This window comes from Agromyces arachidis, assembly GCF_052805135.1.
Map to the genome: position 1 here is coordinate 196777 of NZ_JBRBDK010000002.1, position 19631 is coordinate 216407.

18 protein-coding genes are annotated in these 19631 nt (G+C 72.7%); 12 read left to right on the forward strand and 6 right to left on the reverse strand.

Annotated features, from left to right (window positions below; genetic code table 11):
- Window positions 1-117 precede the first annotated feature (117 nt).
- From ACUY4T_RS03890 to ACUY4T_RS03905, 4 genes are all read left to right on the forward strand, one after another.
- On the forward strand, window positions 118-837 hold the full coding sequence (locus tag ACUY4T_RS03890) for a YqaJ viral recombinase family protein (RefSeq protein WP_446017591.1): 720 nt from the start codon (window positions 118-120) through the stop codon (window positions 835-837).
- Window positions 834-1604 carry an alpha/beta fold hydrolase gene (locus tag ACUY4T_RS03895; protein WP_446017592.1) on the forward strand — a complete coding sequence of 257 codons (771 nt, stop codon included), beginning with the start codon at window positions 834-836 and terminating at the stop codon, window positions 1602-1604. Before ACUY4T_RS03890 ends, ACUY4T_RS03895 begins: the two co-directional genes overlap by 4 nt.
- A 67-nt stretch (window positions 1605-1671) precedes the next feature.
- Window positions 1672-2646, forward strand: coding sequence for an NADP-dependent oxidoreductase (locus tag ACUY4T_RS03900; protein WP_446017593.1), 975 nt, complete (start codon window positions 1672-1674; stop codon window positions 2644-2646).
- A gap of 85 nt (window positions 2647-2731) precedes the next feature.
- Entirely contained in the window at window positions 2732-4117 is a 1386-nt protein-coding gene (locus ACUY4T_RS03905; protein WP_446017594.1) for a cryptochrome/photolyase family protein, read from the forward strand.
- A 9-nt stretch (window positions 4118-4126) separates the two neighbouring features.
- On the opposite strand, the gene ACUY4T_RS03910 is transcribed toward ACUY4T_RS03905, so the two are convergent.
- Window positions 4127-4723: a GNAT family N-acetyltransferase gene (locus ACUY4T_RS03910; RefSeq protein WP_446017595.1), complete on the reverse strand. Its 597-nt coding sequence runs from the start codon at window positions 4721-4723 to the stop codon at window positions 4127-4129.
- A gap of 9 nt (window positions 4724-4732) precedes the next feature.
- Entirely contained in the window at window positions 4733-5260 is a 528-nt protein-coding gene (locus ACUY4T_RS03915; protein WP_446017596.1) for a DUF421 domain-containing protein, read from the reverse strand.
- A 131-nt stretch (window positions 5261-5391) separates the two neighbouring features.
- On the opposite strand from ACUY4T_RS03915, the gene ACUY4T_RS03920 reads away from it, so the two are divergent.
- Entirely contained in the window at window positions 5392-6765 is a 1374-nt protein-coding gene (locus ACUY4T_RS03920) for an ATP-binding protein (protein ID WP_446017597.1), read from the forward strand.
- Between the two features lie 261 nt (window positions 6766-7026).
- On the opposite strand, the gene aceB is transcribed toward ACUY4T_RS03920, so the two are convergent.
- Window positions 7027-8694, reverse strand: a complete 1668-nt coding sequence (gene aceB, locus ACUY4T_RS03925; RefSeq protein ID WP_446017598.1) for a malate synthase A — start codon at window positions 8692-8694, stop codon at window positions 7027-7029.
- A 49-nt stretch (window positions 8695-8743) separates the two neighbouring features.
- The gene (gene aceA / locus ACUY4T_RS03930) at window positions 8744-10069 is read right to left on the reverse strand and encodes an isocitrate lyase (RefSeq protein WP_446017599.1); all 1326 of its coding nucleotides are present in this window, start codon (window positions 10067-10069) and stop codon (window positions 8744-8746) included.
- Window positions 10070-10417: 348 nt separating this feature from the next.
- On the opposite strand from aceA, the gene ACUY4T_RS03935 reads away from it, so the two are divergent.
- The 6 genes from ACUY4T_RS03935 to ACUY4T_RS03960 all read left to right on the forward strand — a co-directional run bounded on the left by ACUY4T_RS03935 (window position 10418) and on the right by ACUY4T_RS03960 (window position 17507).
- Window positions 10418-11593, forward strand: coding sequence for an ABC transporter ATP-binding protein (locus ACUY4T_RS03935; protein ID WP_446017600.1), 1176 nt, complete (start codon window positions 10418-10420; stop codon window positions 11591-11593).
- 66 nt (window positions 11594-11659) lie between these two features.
- Window positions 11660-12847 carry a polyamine ABC transporter substrate-binding protein gene (locus ACUY4T_RS03940; protein WP_446017601.1) on the forward strand — a complete coding sequence of 396 codons (1188 nt, stop codon included), beginning with the start codon at window positions 11660-11662 and terminating at the stop codon, window positions 12845-12847.
- Window positions 12840-13733 (forward strand): ABC transporter permease, encoded by an 894-nt coding sequence (locus ACUY4T_RS03945; protein WP_446017602.1) that lies wholly within the window; start codon window positions 12840-12842, stop codon window positions 13731-13733. The genes ACUY4T_RS03940 and ACUY4T_RS03945 overlap by 8 nt, the downstream gene beginning before the upstream one ends.
- Window positions 13730-14665 carry an ABC transporter permease gene (locus tag ACUY4T_RS03950; protein WP_446017603.1) on the forward strand — a complete coding sequence of 312 codons (936 nt, stop codon included), beginning with the start codon at window positions 13730-13732 and terminating at the stop codon, window positions 14663-14665. The genes ACUY4T_RS03945 and ACUY4T_RS03950 overlap by 4 nt, the downstream gene beginning before the upstream one ends.
- A 96-nt stretch (window positions 14666-14761) precedes the next feature.
- Entirely contained in the window at window positions 14762-16420 is a 1659-nt protein-coding gene (locus ACUY4T_RS03955) for an amidohydrolase (RefSeq protein WP_446017604.1), read from the forward strand.
- A 133-nt stretch (window positions 16421-16553) separates the two neighbouring features.
- Window positions 16554-17507 carry a TIGR03557 family F420-dependent LLM class oxidoreductase gene (locus ACUY4T_RS03960; protein WP_446017605.1) on the forward strand — a complete coding sequence of 318 codons (954 nt, stop codon included), beginning with the start codon at window positions 16554-16556 and terminating at the stop codon, window positions 17505-17507.
- A 37-nt stretch (window positions 17508-17544) separates the two neighbouring features.
- Here the strand turns inward: ACUY4T_RS03960 and ACUY4T_RS03965 are convergent, their stop codons facing one another.
- Complete coding sequence (locus ACUY4T_RS03965; protein WP_446017606.1) at window positions 17545-18408, reverse strand: NAD-dependent epimerase/dehydratase family protein; 864 nt, start codon at window positions 18406-18408, stop codon at window positions 17545-17547.
- A 126-nt stretch (window positions 18409-18534) separates the two neighbouring features.
- On the opposite strand from ACUY4T_RS03965, the gene ACUY4T_RS03970 reads away from it, so the two are divergent.
- On the forward strand, window positions 18535-19002 hold the full coding sequence (locus ACUY4T_RS03970) for a winged helix-turn-helix transcriptional regulator (RefSeq protein ID WP_446017607.1): 468 nt from the start codon (window positions 18535-18537) through the stop codon (window positions 19000-19002).
- Here the strand turns inward: ACUY4T_RS03970 and ACUY4T_RS03975 are convergent.
- Window positions 18999-19475, reverse strand: coding sequence for a hypothetical protein (locus ACUY4T_RS03975; protein ID WP_446017608.1), 477 nt, complete (start codon window positions 19473-19475; stop codon window positions 18999-19001). The two genes, ACUY4T_RS03970 and ACUY4T_RS03975, sit on opposite strands and share 4 nt — an antisense overlap.
- Between the last annotated feature and the right edge of the window lie 156 nt (window positions 19476-19631).

Genomic DNA, 19631 nt, shown 5'->3' on the forward strand with positions numbered 1-19631 from the left:
GATCGTAGGGGGCCGGGCGGGGCGGCATCCGCCGATGGCGCCGGCCGATCGCCCCTGCGGGCCGCCGCGCGTCCGCGGCATCCGTCGAACGCGGGCGGCCGGGGGTACCGTGGTGGCGTGACCGACACCCCCTTCGCGCTGTTCGACCTCGAGTCGGTCGCTCCGCGCGTCGCCTCGGCACTCCGGCAGCCGACGCTGCCGCACGAGACGCGCGTCGTCGCCGACTCCGGCGACCGGGTGGCGTGGCTGCGGGCGCGGGCCCGGGGCGTGACGGCGACGGATGCCGCCAAGCTCGCCTCCGAGGCCTCGGTCCGTGCCGCGGCGAGCGAGAAGCTGTACGACGGGCGCAGCCGCGGATTCGGCGGCAGCCGGTTCACCGACCACGGCCGCGATCGCGAGCCGGTCATCGCGCGGTGGGTCCGCGCCGAGCACGGCATCGACCCGTCGAGCCTCCTCTTCCACGCCGAGTCGGATCGACGGCACCTCGCCACGCCCGACGGGCTGAAGGTGCTCGGCGACGGCACGCTCGAGCTGTGCGAGATCAAGACCACGTCGAAGCCCTGGCGCGGCATCCCGCGCGGCTACCTGCGCCAGGTGTGGTGGCAGCAGTACGTGCTCGGCGCCGAGCGCACCCTCGTGGTGTGGGAGCAGCACGACGGCTTCGTGCCGGTCGGCGACCCGCAGTGCCGCTGGGTCGACCGCGACGAGGACCAGATCGCGCAGCTCGTGCGACTCGCCGGCCTGCTGCTCGAGGCCATCCGCCCGCAGCCCGGCGCCGCCGAATCCGTGCCCGCCGCTCGCGACCGCTCCTTCTACCGTCCGGGCCCGCTCGCGTGAGGTCCGTGCTGCTGCACGGGCTCGGCTCGGACCGCAGGCAGCCGCTCGACCTGTTCGGCCCAGTGCTCGACGCACTCGGGGTCGACCCCGCCGAGGTCGTCGCGCCCGACGTGCGCGCGCACGGCGGAGCGACCCTCGTCGGCGGCCCCGCCGACTTCGCGATCGACCGGCTCGCCGAGGAGGTCGCGGCCGCGGTCCCGCCCGGCGACCCCGACCGCCGGATCACGCTCATCGGCATCTCGATGGGTGCCGCGCTCGCCCTGCGCATCTGCCTGCGGGGCCTGCTCCCCGTCGAGCGCGCGATCTTCGTGCGCCCCGCGTTCGGCGACCGCTCCCTGCCCGAGAACCTCCGCCCGTTCCCCGTCATCGGCCAGCTGCTCCACGAGCTCGGGCCGGTCGCCGGCGCCGAGCGGTTCCGCCGTCTCGAGCCGTACCTCCGGGTCGCCCGGGAGTCGCCCGCCGGAGCGCGCGGGCTCCGCGCCCAGTTCACGGCGACGGATGCCGCGCCCCGCGCGATCCGCCTCGTCGAGATCCCGCGCAACCGCGCCTTCGACGCCGATGCCGAGCTCGCCGAGCTCGCGGGCCGCGGCATCCGCTCGCTCGTGGTCGGCGCCCCGCGCGACCCCGTGCACCCGTTCCCCCTCGCCGAGCGCTGGGCGGGTGCGCTTGGCGCTCCGCTCGAACGCGTGCCCGCGCGCGACGACGGCCAGGCCGCCCAGACCGCCGCGATGCGAGCCGCGGTCGACGCCTGGCTCGGGAGGTCGTGACCCAGCGCCAGATCTGTCCGAGAATGATCGGACGGCACGGCACGGCACGGCGCGTGGAAGGCGGACCATGACGGAGACGATGCGGGCGCTGGTCATCGACGAGGCGCGCGAGGGCGCCGCCCTCCGACTGGGCGAGGTGTCCCGGCCGCTGCGCGTGCACGACGAGGTGCTGGTCCGCGTGGTCGCGGCGGGGGTGAACCCCATCGACCGCAAGACGCGGTTCGGCGCCGGGACCGCCGCAGCGATCCCGGGGTTCCCGGCGGTGCTGGGCCTCGACTTCGCCGGCGTGGTCGAGGAAGTGCCGTACGCGGCGCACCCGCTGCAGCCCGGCGATCGTGTGTACGGCATGGGCCGGGTGCCCCGCATGCCCGGCAGCTACGCCGAGTACGTCACCGTGTCGTCGTTGAGCGTCGCCCCGATGCCCGTCGCCGCGAGCTTCGTCGAGGCGGCCGCCGTGCCCTGCGCCGCCCTGACGGCGTGGGGCGCCGTCGTCGACGTCGCCCGCGCCCACGAGGGCCAGCGGATGCTGGTCCACGCCGGGGCCGGTGGCGTCGGCCACTTCGCCGTGCAGCTCGCGAGCTACTTCGGCGCGCACGTCACCGCCACCGGCTCGGCCCGCAACGCGGAGTTCCTCGCCTCGCTCGGCGCACGCCGCGTCATCGACTACGAGGCGGAGCGGTTCGAGGACGTCGCCGGCGAGCAGGACGTCGTCATCGACCTGGTCGGCAACGTGGTGGCCGACACGGGCACCCGCTCGCTCGACGTGATCCGTCGCGGCGGACTCGTCGTGAACGTCCCGTCGAAGTCGTGGCCGACCATGGCCGAGGAGGCCGCAGCTCGCGGCATCCGCGCCACGGGCTACTCGGTCTCGGCCGACGCGCGGACCCTCGCGGTGATCTCGCGGCTCATCGACGACGGCGCGCTGCGCGTGCACGTCGACGCGGAGTACCCGCTCGCCGACGGGGAGGCCGCGCACCGGCGGCTCGGCGAGGGGCACGTGCGCGGCAAGCTGGTGCTGCGCGTCGCGCCCGACCCCGCCTGACCCGCTCCGGGCCTCGGCCCAGCGTCAGGAGATGCTCAGGCGATCCCCAGCGGGGGCGACGGAGGGCTCGGATAGCGTCGAGCCCATGACCGCCTCGCCGTCGATCGTCTGGTTCCGCGACGACCTCAGGCTGGCCGACCACCCGGCGCTGCACGCCGCGGTCGAGCGGGGCGAACCGGTCGTCGCCGCCTACGTCCTCGACGAGGAGTCGACGGGGATGCGTCCGCTCGGCGGCGCCGCGAGGTGGTGGCTGCACCACTCGCTCGACTCGCTCGCCGGCGACCTGCGCGAGCTCGGCGTGCGACTCGTGCTCCGACGCGGCCCGGCGGAGCGCGTCATCCGCTCGCTCGTCGACGAGACCGGCGCCGGCGCCGTGTACTGGAACCGCCGCTACGGCGGTGCCGAGCGCGACGTCGACACGGCGCTGAAGTCCGCGCTGGGCGACGCCGGCCTCGAGGTCCGCAGCTTCGCCGGCTCGCTGCTGTTCGAGCCGTGGACCATCCGCACCGGCTCCGACACGCCCTTCTCGGTGTTCACCCCGTTCTGGAAGGCGTGCCTGGCGGCCGATCCGCCGCGGCATCCGCTGCCCGCGCCGACGGGCGGCGACCTCGACGGATACGGCGGGCCCGACGGCCGCGGCGGCCCCGCGAGCGAGCGTCTCGACGAGTGGGAGCTGCTCCCGACCGATCCCGACTGGGCGGGTGGGCTGCGCGAGACGTGGGAGCCGGGCGAGGCCGCCGCGCACGAGCGGCTCCGCGAGTTCCTCGCCGACGACCTCGGCGACTACGCCCGCGGCCGCGACCGGCTCGACCGGCAGGTCACCAGCCGGCTCTCGCCACGGCTGCGCTGGGGCGAGCTCAGCCCGCACCAGGTCTGGCACGCCGCCCGCGAGCGCGCCGCCGGCACCGAGGGAGCCCGCAAGTTCCTCTCCGAGGTGGGATGGCGCGAGTTCGCATGGCACGTGCTGTTCCACTTCCCCGACCTCGCGACGAAGAACTGGCGCAGCGAGTTCGACGCGTTCCCGTGGCCCCGCCTGCATCCGACCGCGCTGACCGCATGGGAGCGCGGGCGCACGGGCGTGCCGGTGGTCGACGCCGCGATGCGCGAGCTGTGGCACAGCGGCGTCATGCACAACCGCGCCCGCATGATCACCGCCTCGTTCCTGACCAAGAACCTCCTCATCGACTGGCGACGCGGGGAGCAGTGGTTCTGGGACACCCTCGTCGACGCCGACCACGCGTCGAACCCGTTCGGCTGGCAGTGGGTCGCCGGGTCCGGCGCCGACGCCGCCCCCTACTTCCGGGTGTTCAACCCCGAACTGCAACGCGAGAAGTTCGACCCCGACGGGGCCTACGTCGATCGGTGGGTGCCCGAGTACGGCACCGACGACTACCCCGAGCCGATCGTCGACCTCAAGGCGACGCGCGAGGCCGCGCTCGCCGCCTACGAGAGGGTCAAGGCGTCGCGCTGACCGTCCGCCTCAGCGGAGGGGCCGCTCGAGCACGTAGTCGTGCTCGTACCGGTCGCCGATGAGGAACCGCTTCGTACCCACGACCTCGAAGCCATGCTTCTCGTAGAAGCGGATGGCGCGGGCGTTCTCCTGGTTCACGCCGAGCCACAGCGCCGCGGCGCCCGAGCGCATCGCGGCGAGGATCGTCGCACCCATCAGCTCCCCCGCCGCACCGGTGCCGTGCGCCTCGGGGTGGGCGTACATCTTGCTCAGCTCGATCACCGGCCGCTCCGACACGCAGGCGGCGGCATCCGCGTCGCCCGGAGCGCCGTCGGCGGTCTCGACGAGCATCGACCATCCGACCAGCCCGCCGGTCGCGGCGACCGCGGCGGACGCGGCCAGGCCGATGCCGCCGCCGGTCGCACGGTCGGGGACCGCGACGAGGATCGTCCGGGCGGGATCGGCGAGGTACCGCACGAAGCACGCCTCCGACAGGTGCTCGGCGATGAACGACGCGATCGCGTCGGCGGGGGTCGAGGCCGGGCACGCGAGCGGGAAGGTCACCGCGGCCAGGCGCGCGAGCGCACCCGCGTCATCCGCCGTCGCCGCCCTGGTTCGCACGCTCACAGGGCGAAACTACCCCGCCGCGGGCCTCCGTGGGGGAACCAGTCCGGCCAAGGCCGTCCCATCGCCGAGCTGGGCCTTGGGGATGACGCTCATCCGGCCGTCGGTCTCGAGCACCACGGCGCCCACCGACGCCACGTCGCCGCGGCCGCTCCGCCGCACCGCCTGCAGGAGCTCCGACTCGTCGAGCCGGTGCCGCCGGAGCGCATCGTGGTCGATCACCCCGTCGCGGAGGATGAGCGTCGGCTCCGCCGTCACGATCCGGCGAAGGCGGGGCAGCCGCGACGTGGCGAAGGCCACGACGAACTGCAGTCCGCACAGCACCACGAGGGCGGTCACCCCCTCGGCGAACGACGTGTCCGCGCTCAGGATGATCGTCGCGAGGGTCGAGCCCAGCGCGACGGTGACGAGCAGGTCGAACGCGTTCAATCGGCTGAGGGTGCGCTTGCCGGAGATCCGGATGACCACGACGAGCGAGGCGTACGCGGCCCCGCCCACGAACACGACCCGCGCGAGGTCGGACCAGGTGTCGAACCACATGGGTGCTCTCCCTTCGAGGCACCCGACGCTAGCCGTGCCGCCGCGCAGCCCCAACGGGGTGGCAGGGCGCCGGCGCGCCGTCTACGCTGCGGGCACTGTCGCCGACGGCGGAGCGGTGACAGGATCGGGCCATGGACGCATCCGCCGGAACCGTGACCGCCCGCTCCGACGACGGGCGGTCCTTCACCGTCCCCGGCCCGGACGCGCGCTTCAGCGTCGGAGCGCTCGTGGTGGTCGACGACGGCTCGGTCCGCCAGCTCGGGCTCGTCGAGCACCGCGACGAGCAGCGCGACGTGCTCCGGGGCCGCCTGCTCGGCACGATCGACGACGACGGGCTCGACACGCGCGCGAGTGCGGCGTTCGACGCGGCGACCGTCGTCGCGGTCGATGCCGACGCGCGTGCGATGCTCCACGCCGCCACCGATGCGAGGCTCGAGATCGGCACCGACCTGACTCCTCCCGGCGGACCGGCGCGCCTGCTCCCCCACCGCTTCAACCGGCACACCTTCTGGTGCGGGCAATCGGGCTCGGGCAAGACCTACGCCCTCGGCGTCGTGCTCGAGCAGCTCATCGCACACACCGCGCTGCCGATGGTCGTCTTCGACCCGAACTCCGACTTCGTGCGGCTCGGCGAGCTGCAGCCCGGCGCCTCCGGGCCCACGGCCGATGCGCTGCGGCAGCGCGACATCCGCGTGCTGCGGCCGAACGTCGAGGGGGCCGACAGGCTTCGCGCGCGGTTCGTCGCGATGCCCATGGCCTCGAAGGCCGCCGTGCTGCAGCTCGACCCGGTCGCCGATCGCCGGGAGTACAACGCGCTCGTGCACCTCCGCGAGTTCCTCGACGCCAACGACCTCGGGGCGGTGCTGCCCACGCTGCGTTCGTCGGACGACCCCGTGTACCGCGAGCTCGCGCTGCGGATCGAGAACCTCGGCCTGATGCAGTGGGAGGTGTGGGCCGGGCGCGACCGGGCCGCGACCGACGTCATCGACGAGCGGCCCGACGCCACCGTGCTCGACCTCGGCGGGTTCTCGACGCCGGAGCAGCAGCTCGTGGTGGCGCTCGCGGTGCTCGACGAGCTGTGGGAGCGGCGCGAGGAGCGTCGCCCGGTGCTGCTCGTGATCGACGAGGCCCACAACCTGTGCTCGCCGCAGCTCGACTCGCCCGTCGCGATCGCCGTCCGGGAGCGGCTCGTGCAGATCGCCGCCGAGGGACGGAAGTTCGGCCTCTGGCTGCTGCTGTCGACCCAACGCCCCTCGAAGGTGCACCCGGGGATCATCTCGCAGTGCGACAACCTGGCGCTCATGAAGATGAGCTCGCCGATCGACCTCGAGGGACTCGCCACGTACTTCGGGTACGCGCCGACCGGCCTCATCGCCCGGTCGCCGTGGTTCCGGCAGGGGGAGGCGCTGTTCGCCGGGGGGTTCGTGCCGGCGCCCATGCTCGTGAAGATGAACCAGCGACTGACGCCGGAGGGCGGCGTCGACGTGCCCGTGCCGATGCGCTGACCTCCCGCACCGTTCTCAGGAGGTTTTCGGCGTGTCGCGTCCGCGAGCGGCGTGTCGTCCTGAGAAACGTGCGGAATCGGGGACGCGGTCCTGAGAACGGGACGCCCGGCGCGCGCAACGCGCCGGGATGGCGAAGCGGATGCCGCGGGGCGGGGCATGGCCCCGGCATGGCGGAGCGGAGGCCGCGGGGCGGGGCCCGCCGGCATGGCGAAGCGGATGCCGCGGGGGCAGGGCCCCGCGGCATCCGCTGGTCGCACCGGCTCAGAGGAACCGGGCGTACGCCCCGATCGTCAGGAACGTCGGGAACTCGGGCTCGAGCGCGACCGACCGGAACACCGAGATGGCGTCGTCGAACCGGTCGCCCTCGAAGCGGGGCAGGTCGGCCACTGCCGCCGCCATGATCCGCACGATCGACGTCTGGTCGATGCGCGTGCCCTCGGCGGTGACCGTGTTGTCGTGCAGCCACTGCCACACCTGCGAGCGCGAGATCTCCGCGGTCGCGGCGTCCTCCATCAGGTTGTCGATCGCCGCGGCGCCGGTCCCTCGGAGCCACGACTCGATGTACCGGATGCAGATCGAGATGTTGTCGTACACGCCGGCCTCGGTGACCTCGCCGCCGCCCGACGGGATGTCGAGCAGCTGCGCCGCCGTCACCTCGACGTCGTCGCGCAGGCGGTCGACCTGGTTCGGCCGGTCGCCGAGCACCGCGTCGAACTCCGCGCGGGCGGTCGGGATGAGGTCGGGGTGCGCGACCCACGTGCCGTCGAAGCCGTCGCCCGCCTCGCGGCGCTTGTCGGCGCTGACCGCGGCGAGCGCGCGCTCGGTCACCTCGGGGTCGCGACGGTTCGGGATGAACGCGCTCATGCCGCCGATCGCGTGCGCGCCCCGCTTGTGGCAGGTCTGCACGAGCAGTTCGGTGTAGGCCCGCATGAACGGCACCGTCATCGTGATCGACTTGCGGTCGGGCATGACCCAGCGGCGACCGCGCGAGCGGAACGTCTTCACGATCGAGAAGATGTAGTCCCAGCGGCCGGCGTTGAGGCCCGCGCAGTGGTCGCGCAGCTCGTAGAGGATCTCGTCCATCTGGAACGCGGCCTGGATGGTCTCGATGAGCACGGTCGCGCGGATGGTTCCCTGCGGGATGCCGAGCTCGTCCTGCGCGTAGGCGAAGATGTCGTTCCACAGCTTCGCCTCGAGGTGCGACTCGAGCTTCGGCAGGTAGAAGTACGGACCGCGGCCCTGCTCGATGAGCTTGCGGGCGTTGTGGAAGAAGTACAGGCCGAAGTCCACCAGCGAGCCCGAGGCGTGCATCGCGCGACCGGCGCGGTCGTGGAACCGCAGGTGCTTCTCGACCAGGTGCCACCCGCGCGGGCGGAACACGATCGTCGGCGTCTCCGTCGCGGTGACGCGGTACTCCTTGCCCTCGGGGCTCGTGTACTCGAGCCCGCCCCGCAGGAAGTCGAACAGGCTGAGCTGACCCTCGACCACGTTCGCCCAGGTCGGGCTCGTGGCGTCCTCGTGGTCGGCCAGCCACACCTTCGCGCCGGAGTTCAGCGCGTTGATGGCCATCTTCCGGTCGGTCGGACCGGTGATCTCCACGCGGCGGTCCTCGAGGCCGGGGCCGGCGCCGGCGACGCGCCAGGACGGGTCGTTCCGGATCCACTCGGTCTCGGGCAGGAACTTCGGGTCGCGGCCGTTCGCGGCGTCGACGCGGGTCTGCAGCCTCGCGGCGAGCAGCTCGTGGCGGGTGCCGGCGAACCGGTCGTGCAGGCGGGCGAGGAACGCGAGGGCCTCGGGCGTGAGGATCTCGTCGTAGCGCTCGCCGTACGGCGCGGTGACCTCGAGGTGCGGCTGCACCGTCTGGAACGCCGGCGCCGTGCGCGCGGGCTTCGGCTCGTGGGTCGTCGGTCGGTCGATGGTGATGGTCATGGTGTCGTCTCCTTCGCTGGCGGGGCCGCCGAGGCGGTCGCCGCGTCGATCAGTGCTGGAACTGCTCTTCCTCGGTCGATCCGACGAGGGCGAGGGTCGCGCTGTTGGGGTTCAGCGCCGTGGCGATCTGGTCGAAGTAGCCGGTGCCGACCTCGCGCTGGTGGCGCGTGGCGGTGTAGCCGTCGGCCTCGGAGGCGAACTCGGCCTCCTGCAGCTCGACGTACGCGGACATGGCGCGCTCGTTGTAGTCCTTGGCGAGCGTGAACATGCCGTGGTTCAGGGAGTGGAAGCCCGCGAGGGTGATGAACTGGAACGCGTAGCCCATCGCGGCGAGCTCGCGCTGGAACTTCGCGATCTGGTCGTCGTCGAGGTGGCGCTTCCAGTTGAAGCTCGGCGAGCAGTTGTACGAGAGGCGCTTGCCGGGGAACTTCGCGTGCACGGCCTCGGCGAACCGGCGGGCGAGCTCGAGGTCCGGCTCGGCCGACTCGACCCAGAGCAGGTCGGCGTACTCGGCGTAGGCGAGGCCGCGCGCGATGACCGGCTCGATGCCGTTCTGCACGTGGTAGAAGCCCTCGGCGGTGCGCTCGCCGGTGGTGAACGGCTTGTCGCGCTCGTCGTGGTCGCTCGTCAGCAGGGTCGCGGCGAGCGCGTCGGTGCGGGCGATGACGATCGAGGGCACGCCCGCGACATCCGCCGCCATGCGGGCCGCGTTGATGGTGCGGATGTGCTGGCCGGTCGGGACGAGCACCTTGCCGCCCATGTGGCCGCACTTCTTCTCGCTGGCGAGCTGGTCCTCCCAGTGCACGCCGGCCGCGCCGGCCTCGATCATCTGGTGCATGAGCTCGTAGGCGTTCAGCGGCCCGCCGAAGCCGGCCTCCGCGTCGGCGACGATCGGCGCCATCCAGTCGCGGTCGTCGGTGCCCTGCTCGACCTGGCCGGCGCGGAGCAGTGCGTTGTTGATGCGGCGCACGACGGCCGGCACCGAGTTCGCGGGGTAGAGCGACTGGTCGGGGTAGGTCTGGCCCGACAGGTTGGCGTCGGCCGCGACCTGCCAGCCCGAGAGGTAGATGGCCTTGAGGCCGGCGCGCACCTGCTGCACGGCCTGGTTGCCGGTGAGGGCGCCGAGCGCGGCCGACCACTCCGGGTCCTCCATCGGCTCGAACGCGGTGCCGGTGTTCTTCTGGATGTTCTCCCACAGCTTCTCGGCGCCGCGGCGGGCGAGCGTGCGCTCCTCGCGGACCGGGCCGCGCAGGGCGATGACGTCCTCGGCGGTGTAGTCGCGCTTGACGCCCTCCCAGCGGGGGTCGGCGTCCCACTCGAGCTGGAGCTCGGCGGCGGTCTGCGTCTGGTCGCCGGGGCGGTTCTGGGTGCTCATCGTGGTGCTCCTTCGGTGCAGCGGTGCGGATGTCTCGTGGTCCGTCCGGCTCTCCTGCGATGCCGTCCGGGGGTCTGTGGTTCCACTCTGCGGGGGCCCGAGCGCGCCCGACCGCCGATCCGGGGGGTGAACTTTCCGCGTTCTTCTGCGCCGCGGAACAACCCCGCTCGCGCGGCTCCTCCGGCCGGCCGGCGGGTGCAGGACGGCGACCGGACGGAGTGTCGGGCGCGCCCTGCGAGGGGCGATGGATCGTCCGGTTGTCGCCGACCCCATTGCACATCTGTGCAACAAGGCGATTGAATGGCGGGCACGCGACGAGGCGACAGGTGAACCGGGAGGTGCCCACAGGTGACAGCGGCGACCGAGACGACGACGGGCCCGACGGCGGGCGCACGCGACGAGCGGACGGGCACCGTCGAGCTCGACCGGGTGACCAAGCGCTTCGGCGACGCGACCGCGGTCGACGGCGTCTCGCTGACCATCGAGCCAGGCGAGTTCATCTCCCTCCTCGGCCCGTCCGGGTGCGGCAAGACCACGACCCTGCGCATGATCGCCGGCTTCGAGCAGCCCGACGAGGGCGACATCCGCATCTCGGGCCGATCCGTCCTGGGGGTCCCGCCGTACCGGCGCGACGTCAACACCGTGTTCCAGGCCTACGCGCTCTTCCCGCACATGAGCGTCGCCGAGAACGTCGCGTACGGGCTGCAGCAGCGGCGGACGCCCAAGGCCGAGCTGCGCGAGCGGGTCTCGGAGGCGCTCGACCTCGTGCAGATGCGGCGCTTCGCCGGGCGCAAGCCGACCCAGCTGTCGGGCGGCCAGCAGCAGCGCGTCGCGCTCGCCCGGGCGCTCGTGAACCGCCCGTCGGTGCTCCTCCTCGACGAGCCCCTCGGCGCACTCGACCGGCAGCTCCGCGAGGAGATGCAGCTCGAGCTGAAGCTCCTGCAGTCGCGGGTGGGCATCACGTTCGTGTTCGTCACCCACGACCAGGGCGAGGCGCTGTCGATGAGCGACCGCATCGCGATCATGCGCGACGGTCGCATCGAGCAGCTCGCCGACGCCGACACGATCTACGCCCGGCCGGCATCGGCGTACGTGGCCGCGTTCGTCGGCCAGCAGAACTTCTTCGCGGGAACCGCCGCCGAGGGCGGCGCCGCGGTCGACTCCGCGCACGGGCTCATCCGCGGCCGCCGCGCCGCGGAGGGCCTCGCCGACGGCGCCCCCGCGCAGGCCGCGGTGCGACCCGAGTTCGTCACGATCGAGGCGGATGCCGCCGCCGGCGACGCCGCCGCACCGAACTCGGTCCACGGCGAGCTGCTGGGCGTCTCGCACCTCGGCGAGACGATGCAGTACCTCGTTCGCCTCGGCGACGACCAGAGCCTGATCGTGCGCCGGCCCACGCCGGTCGCGCCCGACCTGGCGGTGGGCTCCCGGGTGCGCTGCTCGTGGCAGCCCGACAGCGTCCAGGTGTTCGCCGCCGACGACGCCGCCGCCCGAGGCGGCTACGTGGCGCCGCCCACCCACTGACCCCGCGCGGCCGCCCGGCCGCGCTCGACCGGCGCCGCGCGGCGCACCCACACCCGAAGGAGCGACATGGCCGAGAAGCCGACCCCGATCCGGATCCTCGCGAGCGCCGAGCAGGTGCCGATCCTCCAGCGTGCGATCGACCGCCGCCGATTCCTCGGCTTCGCCGCGGCGATGGGCGGCACGGCCTTCCTCGCCGCGTGCTCCACGGGCGGCGGCCAGACCTCGTCGGCGCCGGTCGCGACGGGCGGCGAGCTCGAGGACTCCCTGAGCATCTACACCTGGGGCGACTACGACTCGCCCGAGGTCGTGGAGTCGTTCACGGCCGACTTCGGCCCGCAGGTCACGTTCGACTCGTACGGCTCGAACGAGGAGCTCATCTCGAAGCTGGTCGCCGCGAAGGGCACGTCGGGGTACGACATCATCGTGCCGACCGGCGCGTTCATCCCGCAGATGATCGAGAACGACATCATCCAGAAGCTCAACAAGGACCTGCTGCCGAACCTGCAGTACATGGACCCCGCGTTCCTCGGCCGCAGCTGGGACCCCGAGAACGAGTACTCGATCTGCAAGGCGTGGGGCACCACGGGCTTCGTGTACGACAAGACCGTCATCACGCGCGAGCTGAAGGACTGGAACGACTTCCTCGACGCCGCGCAGAACGAGGCGAGCGGCAAGACGAGCGTGCTCGACGACCCGGCCGAGGTCACCGGCCTGTACTACTGGGCGAACGGCATCGACTGGAACACGACGGACGAGGCCGACATCGACGCCTGCGAGGACTTCATCGTGAACACGCTCGCCCCGCACATCGCCGCCTTCGACTCGTACCCGGGCGGCCAGGCGATCCCGCAGGCGACGCAGGTCCTGATGCAGGCGTGGAACGGCGACGCCCGCATCGGCATCATGGAGTCCGCCGACCCCGACCGCTGGCAGTGGGTGCTCGGCTCCCCCGCCACCGAGCTGTGGATGGACAACTGGGCGATCCCGGTCGGCGCGCCGCATCCCGAGGCCGCCCACGCGTTCATCGACTGGACGATGGTGCCGGAGAACCAGCTCCTGCAGGTCGACTACATCGGCTACCACACCGGCGCCGACGGCATCGAGGAGGCCGCGACCGAGGCCGGCCTCGAGATGCTCGACCTGGTGTTCTTCACCGAGGAGCAGATCGCGACGATGAAGGACGGCGAGGTGAACGAGGCGCAGCAGCGCACGGTCGACATCTGGAACAAGGCGAAGGCCGCCGCCGGTGCGTAGTCTCCGCCTGCCGGGCTTCGCCCTCGCGATCCCCGCGTGGGCGTGGCTCGTCACCTTCTTCGTCGTGCCGGTCGGCGCGGTGCTGTACTTCAGCTTCGGCTACAAGCCGGGCATCTTCGGCACCCATGCGACCGACGTGCTCTCGTTCGACCGGTACGCCGAGGCCCTCTCCCCCACCTTCTTCGAGGTGTTCCTGAACACCCTGTGGGTGGGCATCGCCGGAACGCTGCTGTGCCTGGTCATCGGCCTTCCGGTGGCGTACTGGATGGCGGTGAAGTCCCCGCCGAACCGGCGCGGGCTGCTGCTCGCACTCGTGATGGTGCCGTACTGGACCAACTTCCTCGTCCGCACGATCGGCTGGCAGATCATCCTCGCCCCGGAGGGATGGATGTCGCAGCTGCTCCAGGCCGTCGGCGTGACCGACGGCCCGCTCGAGATCCTGTACACCCGCACGGCGGTGCTCATCGGCGTGGTGTACAACTACCTGCCGCTGATGATCCTGCCGCTGTTCGTGGCCTTCGACCGGGTGGGCCCGGCGCTCCGCGAGGCGTCGAAGGACCTCGGTGCCGACCGCCTCCGGACGTTCCTGCGCGTGACGCTGCCCCTGGCCCGACCCGGCATCATCGTGGGGCTGCTGCTCGTCTACATCCCGCTGATGGGCGACTACATCACGGCGACCGTGCTCGGCGGCGCGCAGGGCAACATGGTCGGCCAACTCGTGGCGAGCCAGTTCCAGGCCGCCCAGAACTGGGCGCTCGGCTCCGCGATGGCGGTGCTGCTCATCGTGGTGATCATGGTCTCCGCCGCGCTGATCGGCCTGCTCGTCTGGCTGGTCGCACTGCCCTTCCGCGCCCGCAACCGCGTCGACCTGGAGGTGACCGGATGACCGCGACCACGTCGGCGACCGCAACGGATGCCGCGACCGGCCGGCCGGCGGCATCCGCCGCCTCGACCGAGGCCCGTCCTCCCGTGCACCGGCCGCGTCGTTCGCCCGTCGACATCGGGCTGACGGTGTGGAGCGTGCTCGTCTTCCTGTTCCTGTTCGCGCCGATCATCGTGATCATCGTCTACTCGTTCAACAACGGGCGCCTGCTCATCGCGTGGAACGAGTTCGGCCTCGAGCCCTACCGGGCACTGTGGGAGAAGCCGGCGGTCCGCGACGCCGTGATGGTCTCGCTGCGCACCGGCGCGATCGCCGCGGTGCTCGCGACGGCACTGGGCACGCTCGCCGGCATCGCGCTGGCGCGGAAGCCGGGCAGGTGGGCGCTGTGGTTCATCGGCCTGTTGCTGCTCGTGTCGGTGACGCCCGAGATCGTCGACGCGGTGGCGCTGCTGCCGTGGCTCGTCTTCCTCGGCCAGGACGCGGGGCTGTCGCTCTTCAACGACGGCACGACCCGACTCGTGATCGGCCACTCGCTCTTCTCGACGGCGGTCGTGACGTACATCGTCCGCGCCCGGCTGGTCGGGCTCGACCAGCAGCTCGAGGAGGCGTCGGCCGACCTCTACGCCGGCCCGCTCACGACGTTCCGGCGGGTCACGCTGCCGCTCGCGATGCCGGCGGTCCTGGCGGGCCTGCTGCTGTCGTTCACGCTCAGCCTCGACAACACCGTGGTCTCGGCCTTCGTGCAGGTGTCGGGTTCGACGCCGTGGCCGGTCTACGTGCTCAGCGCGCTGCGCGGCGGGCTCCGCCCCGAGATCGCGGCCGTCTCGACGGTGATGCTGCTGCTCACGCTGGTCGCGCTCGCGCTCGTCGCAGTGGTGCTCAAGCGCGCGGGCGATTCGGCGACGCAGATCGCCCGCACGATGACCGGCAACTGAGCGGATGCCGCGCCCGCGGCATCCGTCGCACCCGCACCCGCACCCGCACCCGCACCCGCACCCGCACCCGCACCCGCACCCGAGGAGTACCGCACCATGACCGACGCCGACCTCGTCTTCACCGGCGGCCCCGTGTTCACGGCGAACACCGTCCGCTCGCGCGCGAGCGCCGTCGCCGTGCGCGACGGGCGCATCGTCGCGGTGGGCGCGGAGCACGACGTGCGCGACCTCATCGGCGCGTCGACCGACGTCGTCGACCTCCGCGGGCGGCTCCTCGTACCCGGATTCCAGGATGCGCACGTGCACCCGGTGTGGGGCGGGCTCGACCTCATGCGCTGCGATCTCGCCGAGCTCTCGACGCCGGACGAGTACCTGTCGCGCATCGCCGAGTACTCGGCCGCGCACCCCGACGACGAGTGGGTGCTCGGCGGCGGATGGTCCATGTCGGCGTTCCCCGGCGGCACGCCGACCGCTGCGGCCCTCGACCGGGTCGTGCCCGACCGCCCCGCCTTCCTGCCCAACCGCGACGGGCACGGCGCGTGGGTGAACTCGGCGGCGCTGCGCCTCGCCGGCATCGACCGCGACACCCCCGACCCCGCCGACGGCCGGATCGAGCGCGACGCCGACGGCCACCCCAGCGGCACGCTGCACGAGGGCGCGATGTCGCTGGTGAACCGCCTCCTGCCGGAGACGAGCCTCGAGACGCTCACCGAGGCGGTGCTCCTCGGCCAGCGGTACCTGCACTCGTACGGGGTGACCGCCTGGCAGGACGCGATCGTCGGCACGTACGGCGACGCCGGCGACCCCGGGCCCGCGTACGTGGCGGCCGCGAACGCGGGCACGCTCACCGGCCGGGTCGTCGGTGCCCTCTGGTGGGATCGCACGCGCGGGATCGAGCAGATCCCGGATCTCGTCGCCAAGCGCGACAAGTACCGCGCGGGCCGGTTCGCCGCGACGAGCATCAAGATCATGCAGGACGGCGTCGCCGAGAACTTCACGGCCTCGATGCTGGAGCCGTACTGCGACGGGCACGGGCACTTCACCGACAACTCGGGCATCTCGTTCGTCGACCCGGCGGTGCTGAACCCGGCGGCCGCCGAACTCGACCGCCTCGGCTTCCAGCTGCACTTCCACGCGATCGGCGACCGCGCGGTGCGCGAGTGCCTCGACGCCGTCGGGCACGCGATCGCCGCGAACGGCCGGAACGACCACCGGCACCACATCGCGCACATCCAGGTCGTGCACCCCGAGGACGTCCCGCGGTTCCGCGAGCTCGGCGTCGCGGCCAACATGCAGTCGCTCTGGGCGGCGCTGGAGCCGCAGATGGTGGACCTGACGCTGCCGTTCCTCGGCGAGCCGCGCAGCGCCTGGCAGTATCCGTTCGGCGACCTGATGCGCGCCGGAGCGGTGCTCGCGGCCGGCAGCGACTGGTCCGTCTCGACGCCCGACCCGATGGCGGCGATCCACACCGCCGTGAACCGCACCGCGGCGCCCGCGTACGCAGAGGGCGACTACGAGGCGTTCCTGCCCGAGCAGGCGATCGACCTCGCCACCTCGCTCACGGCCTACACGGCCGGATCGGCGTGGGTGAACCACCTCGACGACGTCACGGGCACGATCGAGGTCGGCAAGTACGCCGACTTCGCCCTGCTCGATCGCGACCCGTTCGCCGGACCGGCCGAGGAGATCGGTGCGACGCGGGTGCTGCAGACGTTCGTCGAGGGCGAGCGCGTGCACGCGGCATCCGACGCCTGAGCGCACGGGGCCGACGGCGCCGCTGCGGCTACCGCGGCCCACCCCCGATCGCAAGGGGTGTCGCGGCCTGGGCCGTGCTCGTAGCCTGCACACGGCGCCCGGCGCACGGCCGCGACGCCGGAGGGGGAACAGCATGCAGTTCGGGTACAAGCTCGCCGCCGAGGCGTTCGGTCCGAAGGAGCTCGTGCGCCAGGCCCGCCTGGCGGAAGAGGCCGGCTTCGACTTCGTCGAGATCAGCGACCACTTCCACCCGTGGCTCGACGAGCAGGGCCATTCGCCGTTCGCGTGGTCCGTGCTCGGCTCGATCGCCGCGTCGACCGATCGGATCGGGCTCGCGACCGGGGTCACGTGCCCGACCGTGCGCTACCACCCGGCGATCATCGCCCAGGCCGCCGCGACGCTCGCCCTGCTGAGCGAGGGCCGGTTCACGCTGGGCCTCGGGTCGGGCGAACGGCTGAACGAGCACGTGGTCGGCCAGGGGTACCCGTCGGTGAGCGACCGCCAGGAGATGCTGCGCGAGGCGATCGAGATCATCCGACTGCTCTGGTCGGGCGGGTACCAGTCGTACGAGGGCGCCTACCTCTCGCTCGAGGATGCGCGCGTGTTCGACCTTCCCGACGAGCTGCCGCCCATCGCGGTCGCGGCCGGCGGCCCCGACGCGGCGCGGCTCGCCGCCGACCACGGCGACGCGATGTTCGGCACCGACCCTGATCGCGACCTCATCGAGGCGTATCGGAGCGCGGGCGGCGACGGCGCGAGGTACGGCGAGGTGGGCATCGCCTGGGCCCGTGACGCGGATGCCGCGGCGCGGGCCGCCCACGAGACCTCGCGCTGGTCGCTCCTCGGCTGGAAGGTGATGAGCGAGCTGCCCAATCCCGCGAACTTCGCCGAGGCCGCGGAGTTCGTCCGTCTCGACGACGTGCGCGAGCAGGTCTCGTGCGGGCCCGACGTCGCGGCGCACGTCGAGGCCGTCCGCGCGTACGCCGACGCGGGCTACGACCGCATCGCCATCATGAACCTGGGGCCCGACCCCGACGGGTTCTTCGAGTTCTTCGCGAACGAACTGCGGCCCGCGCTCGCCGGGTGAGCCCGGCGAGGCGCGGACCGCACGGTTCGCGTCCGCGTCAGGCCGCTCGCCGGACGCGGTGCAGGTCGGCGAGGACCCCCCGGTGCTCCGGCTCCCAGCCGAGCGTGCGCGCGAACGCGCCGCGAGCGGACTGGTCCAGCAGGAGGGCGTCGGCGAATGCGGCGCCGAGTCGCTCGCGCGTCGCGTCCGGCGCCTCCGATGCGACGCCGGCCGGTCCGGCGACGGCCTCGGCGATCTCGTGCACGGCGGTGGGCTCGCCGTCGGAGGCGATCACGCGGCGGATCGGTCCGTCGTGCTCGAGCACGGTGACGTAGAGGCGGGCGAGATCATCGACGTGCACCCACGTCCAACGCTGGGCGCCGTCGCCGATCAGGCGCAGCGCGCCCTCGGGCGTGCGCGGGCCGTCGACGATGAGCCCGACCAGACCGCGGCCGTGGCCGTAGACGACGCCGGGCTCGATGATCCGCGCGTCGACGGATGACGCGAGCAGCCGCTCCTCGAGCGGCACCCGCCAGGCGACGAGGTCCGGGGCGCGGTCGAGGGGTCCCTCCTCGTGCAGGTCGTCGCCCGCGCCGCGGAGCCAGATGCCGCTCGTCAGCACGACCCGTCCCCGGCCGTCGCCGAACGCCCGGACCGCGCCCTCGATGACGGCGGCGTTGAGCTCGTCCGCGCCCTCGTCGGGTGCCGCGGTGTGCACGAGCGCATCGACGTCGGCCAGGGCGGCTGCGGTCGCGGCGGCGTCGAACAGGTCCAGGCGGAGCGGCGCCGCCCCGCGCGCCGAGACGTCCGCCTCGGCGGCCTCGCTGCGCACGACCGCGCGAACCTCGTGTCCCGCGTCGACGAGCGCGTCGAGCACGGCTGATCCGATGAAACCGGTTCCTCCGGTGAGCAGGGTTCTCATGGACCGGGACGCTACGGGAATGCCCCTCGGTTACTTCAACGTTCCCTCATCAGGACCGGCCGACGTGCGAGGGCGCCGGATCCCAGATCCCGGATGCCTGCGAAATCCGGACCGGATGGAGGAACCGTGACGACCGTCACCCCGATGCCAGCGACCGAGGTCATCACCCACGGCCCGTGCGACGTGACCTCGCGCGGCATCCTCGACCCCTCGTGCCCGAGCCGCGTGATCTTCGGCCGGATCGGCGAACGCTGGTCGATGTTCGTCATCCTCGCCCTGGCCGCCGGGACGCTCCGGTTCTCGGAGGTGCGCGCGAGGGTCGGCGGGGTGACCCGCAAGGTGCTCACCGAGACGCTGCGCTCGCTGGAGGCCGACGGCTTCGTGGCGCGCAAGGCCTGGGAGGGGTCGCCGCCCCGCGTCGAGTACTCGCTGACCCCGCTCGGGCGCTCGCTGCTCGCGCCGATCGAGGCGATGCGGGTGTGGGCCGAGGCGCACGTGCCCGAGGTGCTGGCGTCGCGCGAGCGGCGCCTGGCGGCCGAGGAGGACGCCCTCCTCGGCCGACTCGAGCGCGTGCCGACCCCGCGGGACGACTAGGAGCAGAGCTCGCCGACGGCGGTGAAGCTCTCGGTGATGTCCTCGATGTAGGGCCCCATGCCCTCGAGGTCGGCGGCGGCCGGGTCGGCGGCGGCCTCGGTCACGTAGGTGACGTACGCCCTCATGGCCTCGTCGGCATTCGCCGCCGCCTCCTTGACCTCCGGGTTGGTGACGTCGGAGACGGCCGAGGAGAAGGTCTCGCTCGCCGACTCGAGCTTATGCCCGACGCCCTCGGGGTCCTCCATGCCCTCTGCGAACGCGTCGTCGCTCGAGAGCGCGGCGAACTCCTCGGCGCCGGCGGCGAGGATGTCGCACGCCTCGGCGACGCTCTGGTCGCCCGACGCGTCGGACTCCGTCGTCGCAGCCGGCGCGGTCGATCCGGCGTCGCCGGGAGCCGACGGTGCGGTGCAGCCGCTGAAGAGCAGGGCCCCGGCGACGGCGGGGATGACGAGGATGGCACGCGCGTGGGTCATGAGGATGCTCCAGGGGTCCGGGTCGGGTCGCGGCGAGCGCCGCGCGCGCCAGTCAACCACACGTGGATCACATCCGAATCTCGAAGTTCTCGAATCGGATATCAACCCATTCTTCGTGCACTCCAGACGAGAGACACAAGAATTCCGCCCGACAAC

Excerpts from the sequence above, each read along its gene's own strand:
- ACUY4T_RS03900 (WP_446017593.1), top strand. The coding sequence starts at position 1,672 with ATGACGGAGACGATGCGGGCGCTGGTCATCGACGAGGCGCGCGAGGGC.
- ACUY4T_RS03905 (WP_446017594.1), top strand. The coding sequence starts at position 2,732 with ATGACCGCCTCGCCGTCGATCGTCTGGTTCCGCGACGACCTCAGGCTG.
- ACUY4T_RS03915 (WP_446017596.1), bottom strand. The coding sequence starts at position 5,260 with ATGTGGTTCGACACCTGGTCCGACCTCGCGCGGGTCGTGTTCGTGGGC.
- ACUY4T_RS03920 (WP_446017597.1), top strand. The coding sequence starts at position 5,392 with ATGGACGCATCCGCCGGAACCGTGACCGCCCGCTCCGACGACGGGCGG.
- aceB (WP_446017598.1), bottom strand. The coding sequence starts at position 8,694 with ATGACCATCACCATCGACCGACCGACGACCCACGAGCCGAAGCCCGCG.
- aceA (WP_446017599.1), bottom strand. The coding sequence starts at position 10,069 with ATGAGCACCCAGAACCGCCCCGGCGACCAGACGCAGACCGCCGCCGAG.
- ACUY4T_RS03940 (WP_446017601.1), top strand. The coding sequence starts at position 11,660 with ATGGCCGAGAAGCCGACCCCGATCCGGATCCTCGCGAGCGCCGAGCAG.
- ACUY4T_RS03950 (WP_446017603.1), top strand. The coding sequence starts at position 13,730 with ATGACCGCGACCACGTCGGCGACCGCAACGGATGCCGCGACCGGCCGG.
- ACUY4T_RS03955 (WP_446017604.1), top strand. The coding sequence starts at position 14,762 with ATGACCGACGCCGACCTCGTCTTCACCGGCGGCCCCGTGTTCACGGCG.
- ACUY4T_RS03960 (WP_446017605.1), top strand. The coding sequence starts at position 16,554 with ATGCAGTTCGGGTACAAGCTCGCCGCCGAGGCGTTCGGTCCGAAGGAG.
- ACUY4T_RS03965 (WP_446017606.1), bottom strand. The coding sequence starts at position 18,408 with ATGAGAACCCTGCTCACCGGAGGAACCGGTTTCATCGGATCAGCCGTG.
- ACUY4T_RS03975 (WP_446017608.1), bottom strand. The coding sequence starts at position 19,475 with ATGACCCACGCGCGTGCCATCCTCGTCATCCCCGCCGTCGCCGGGGCC.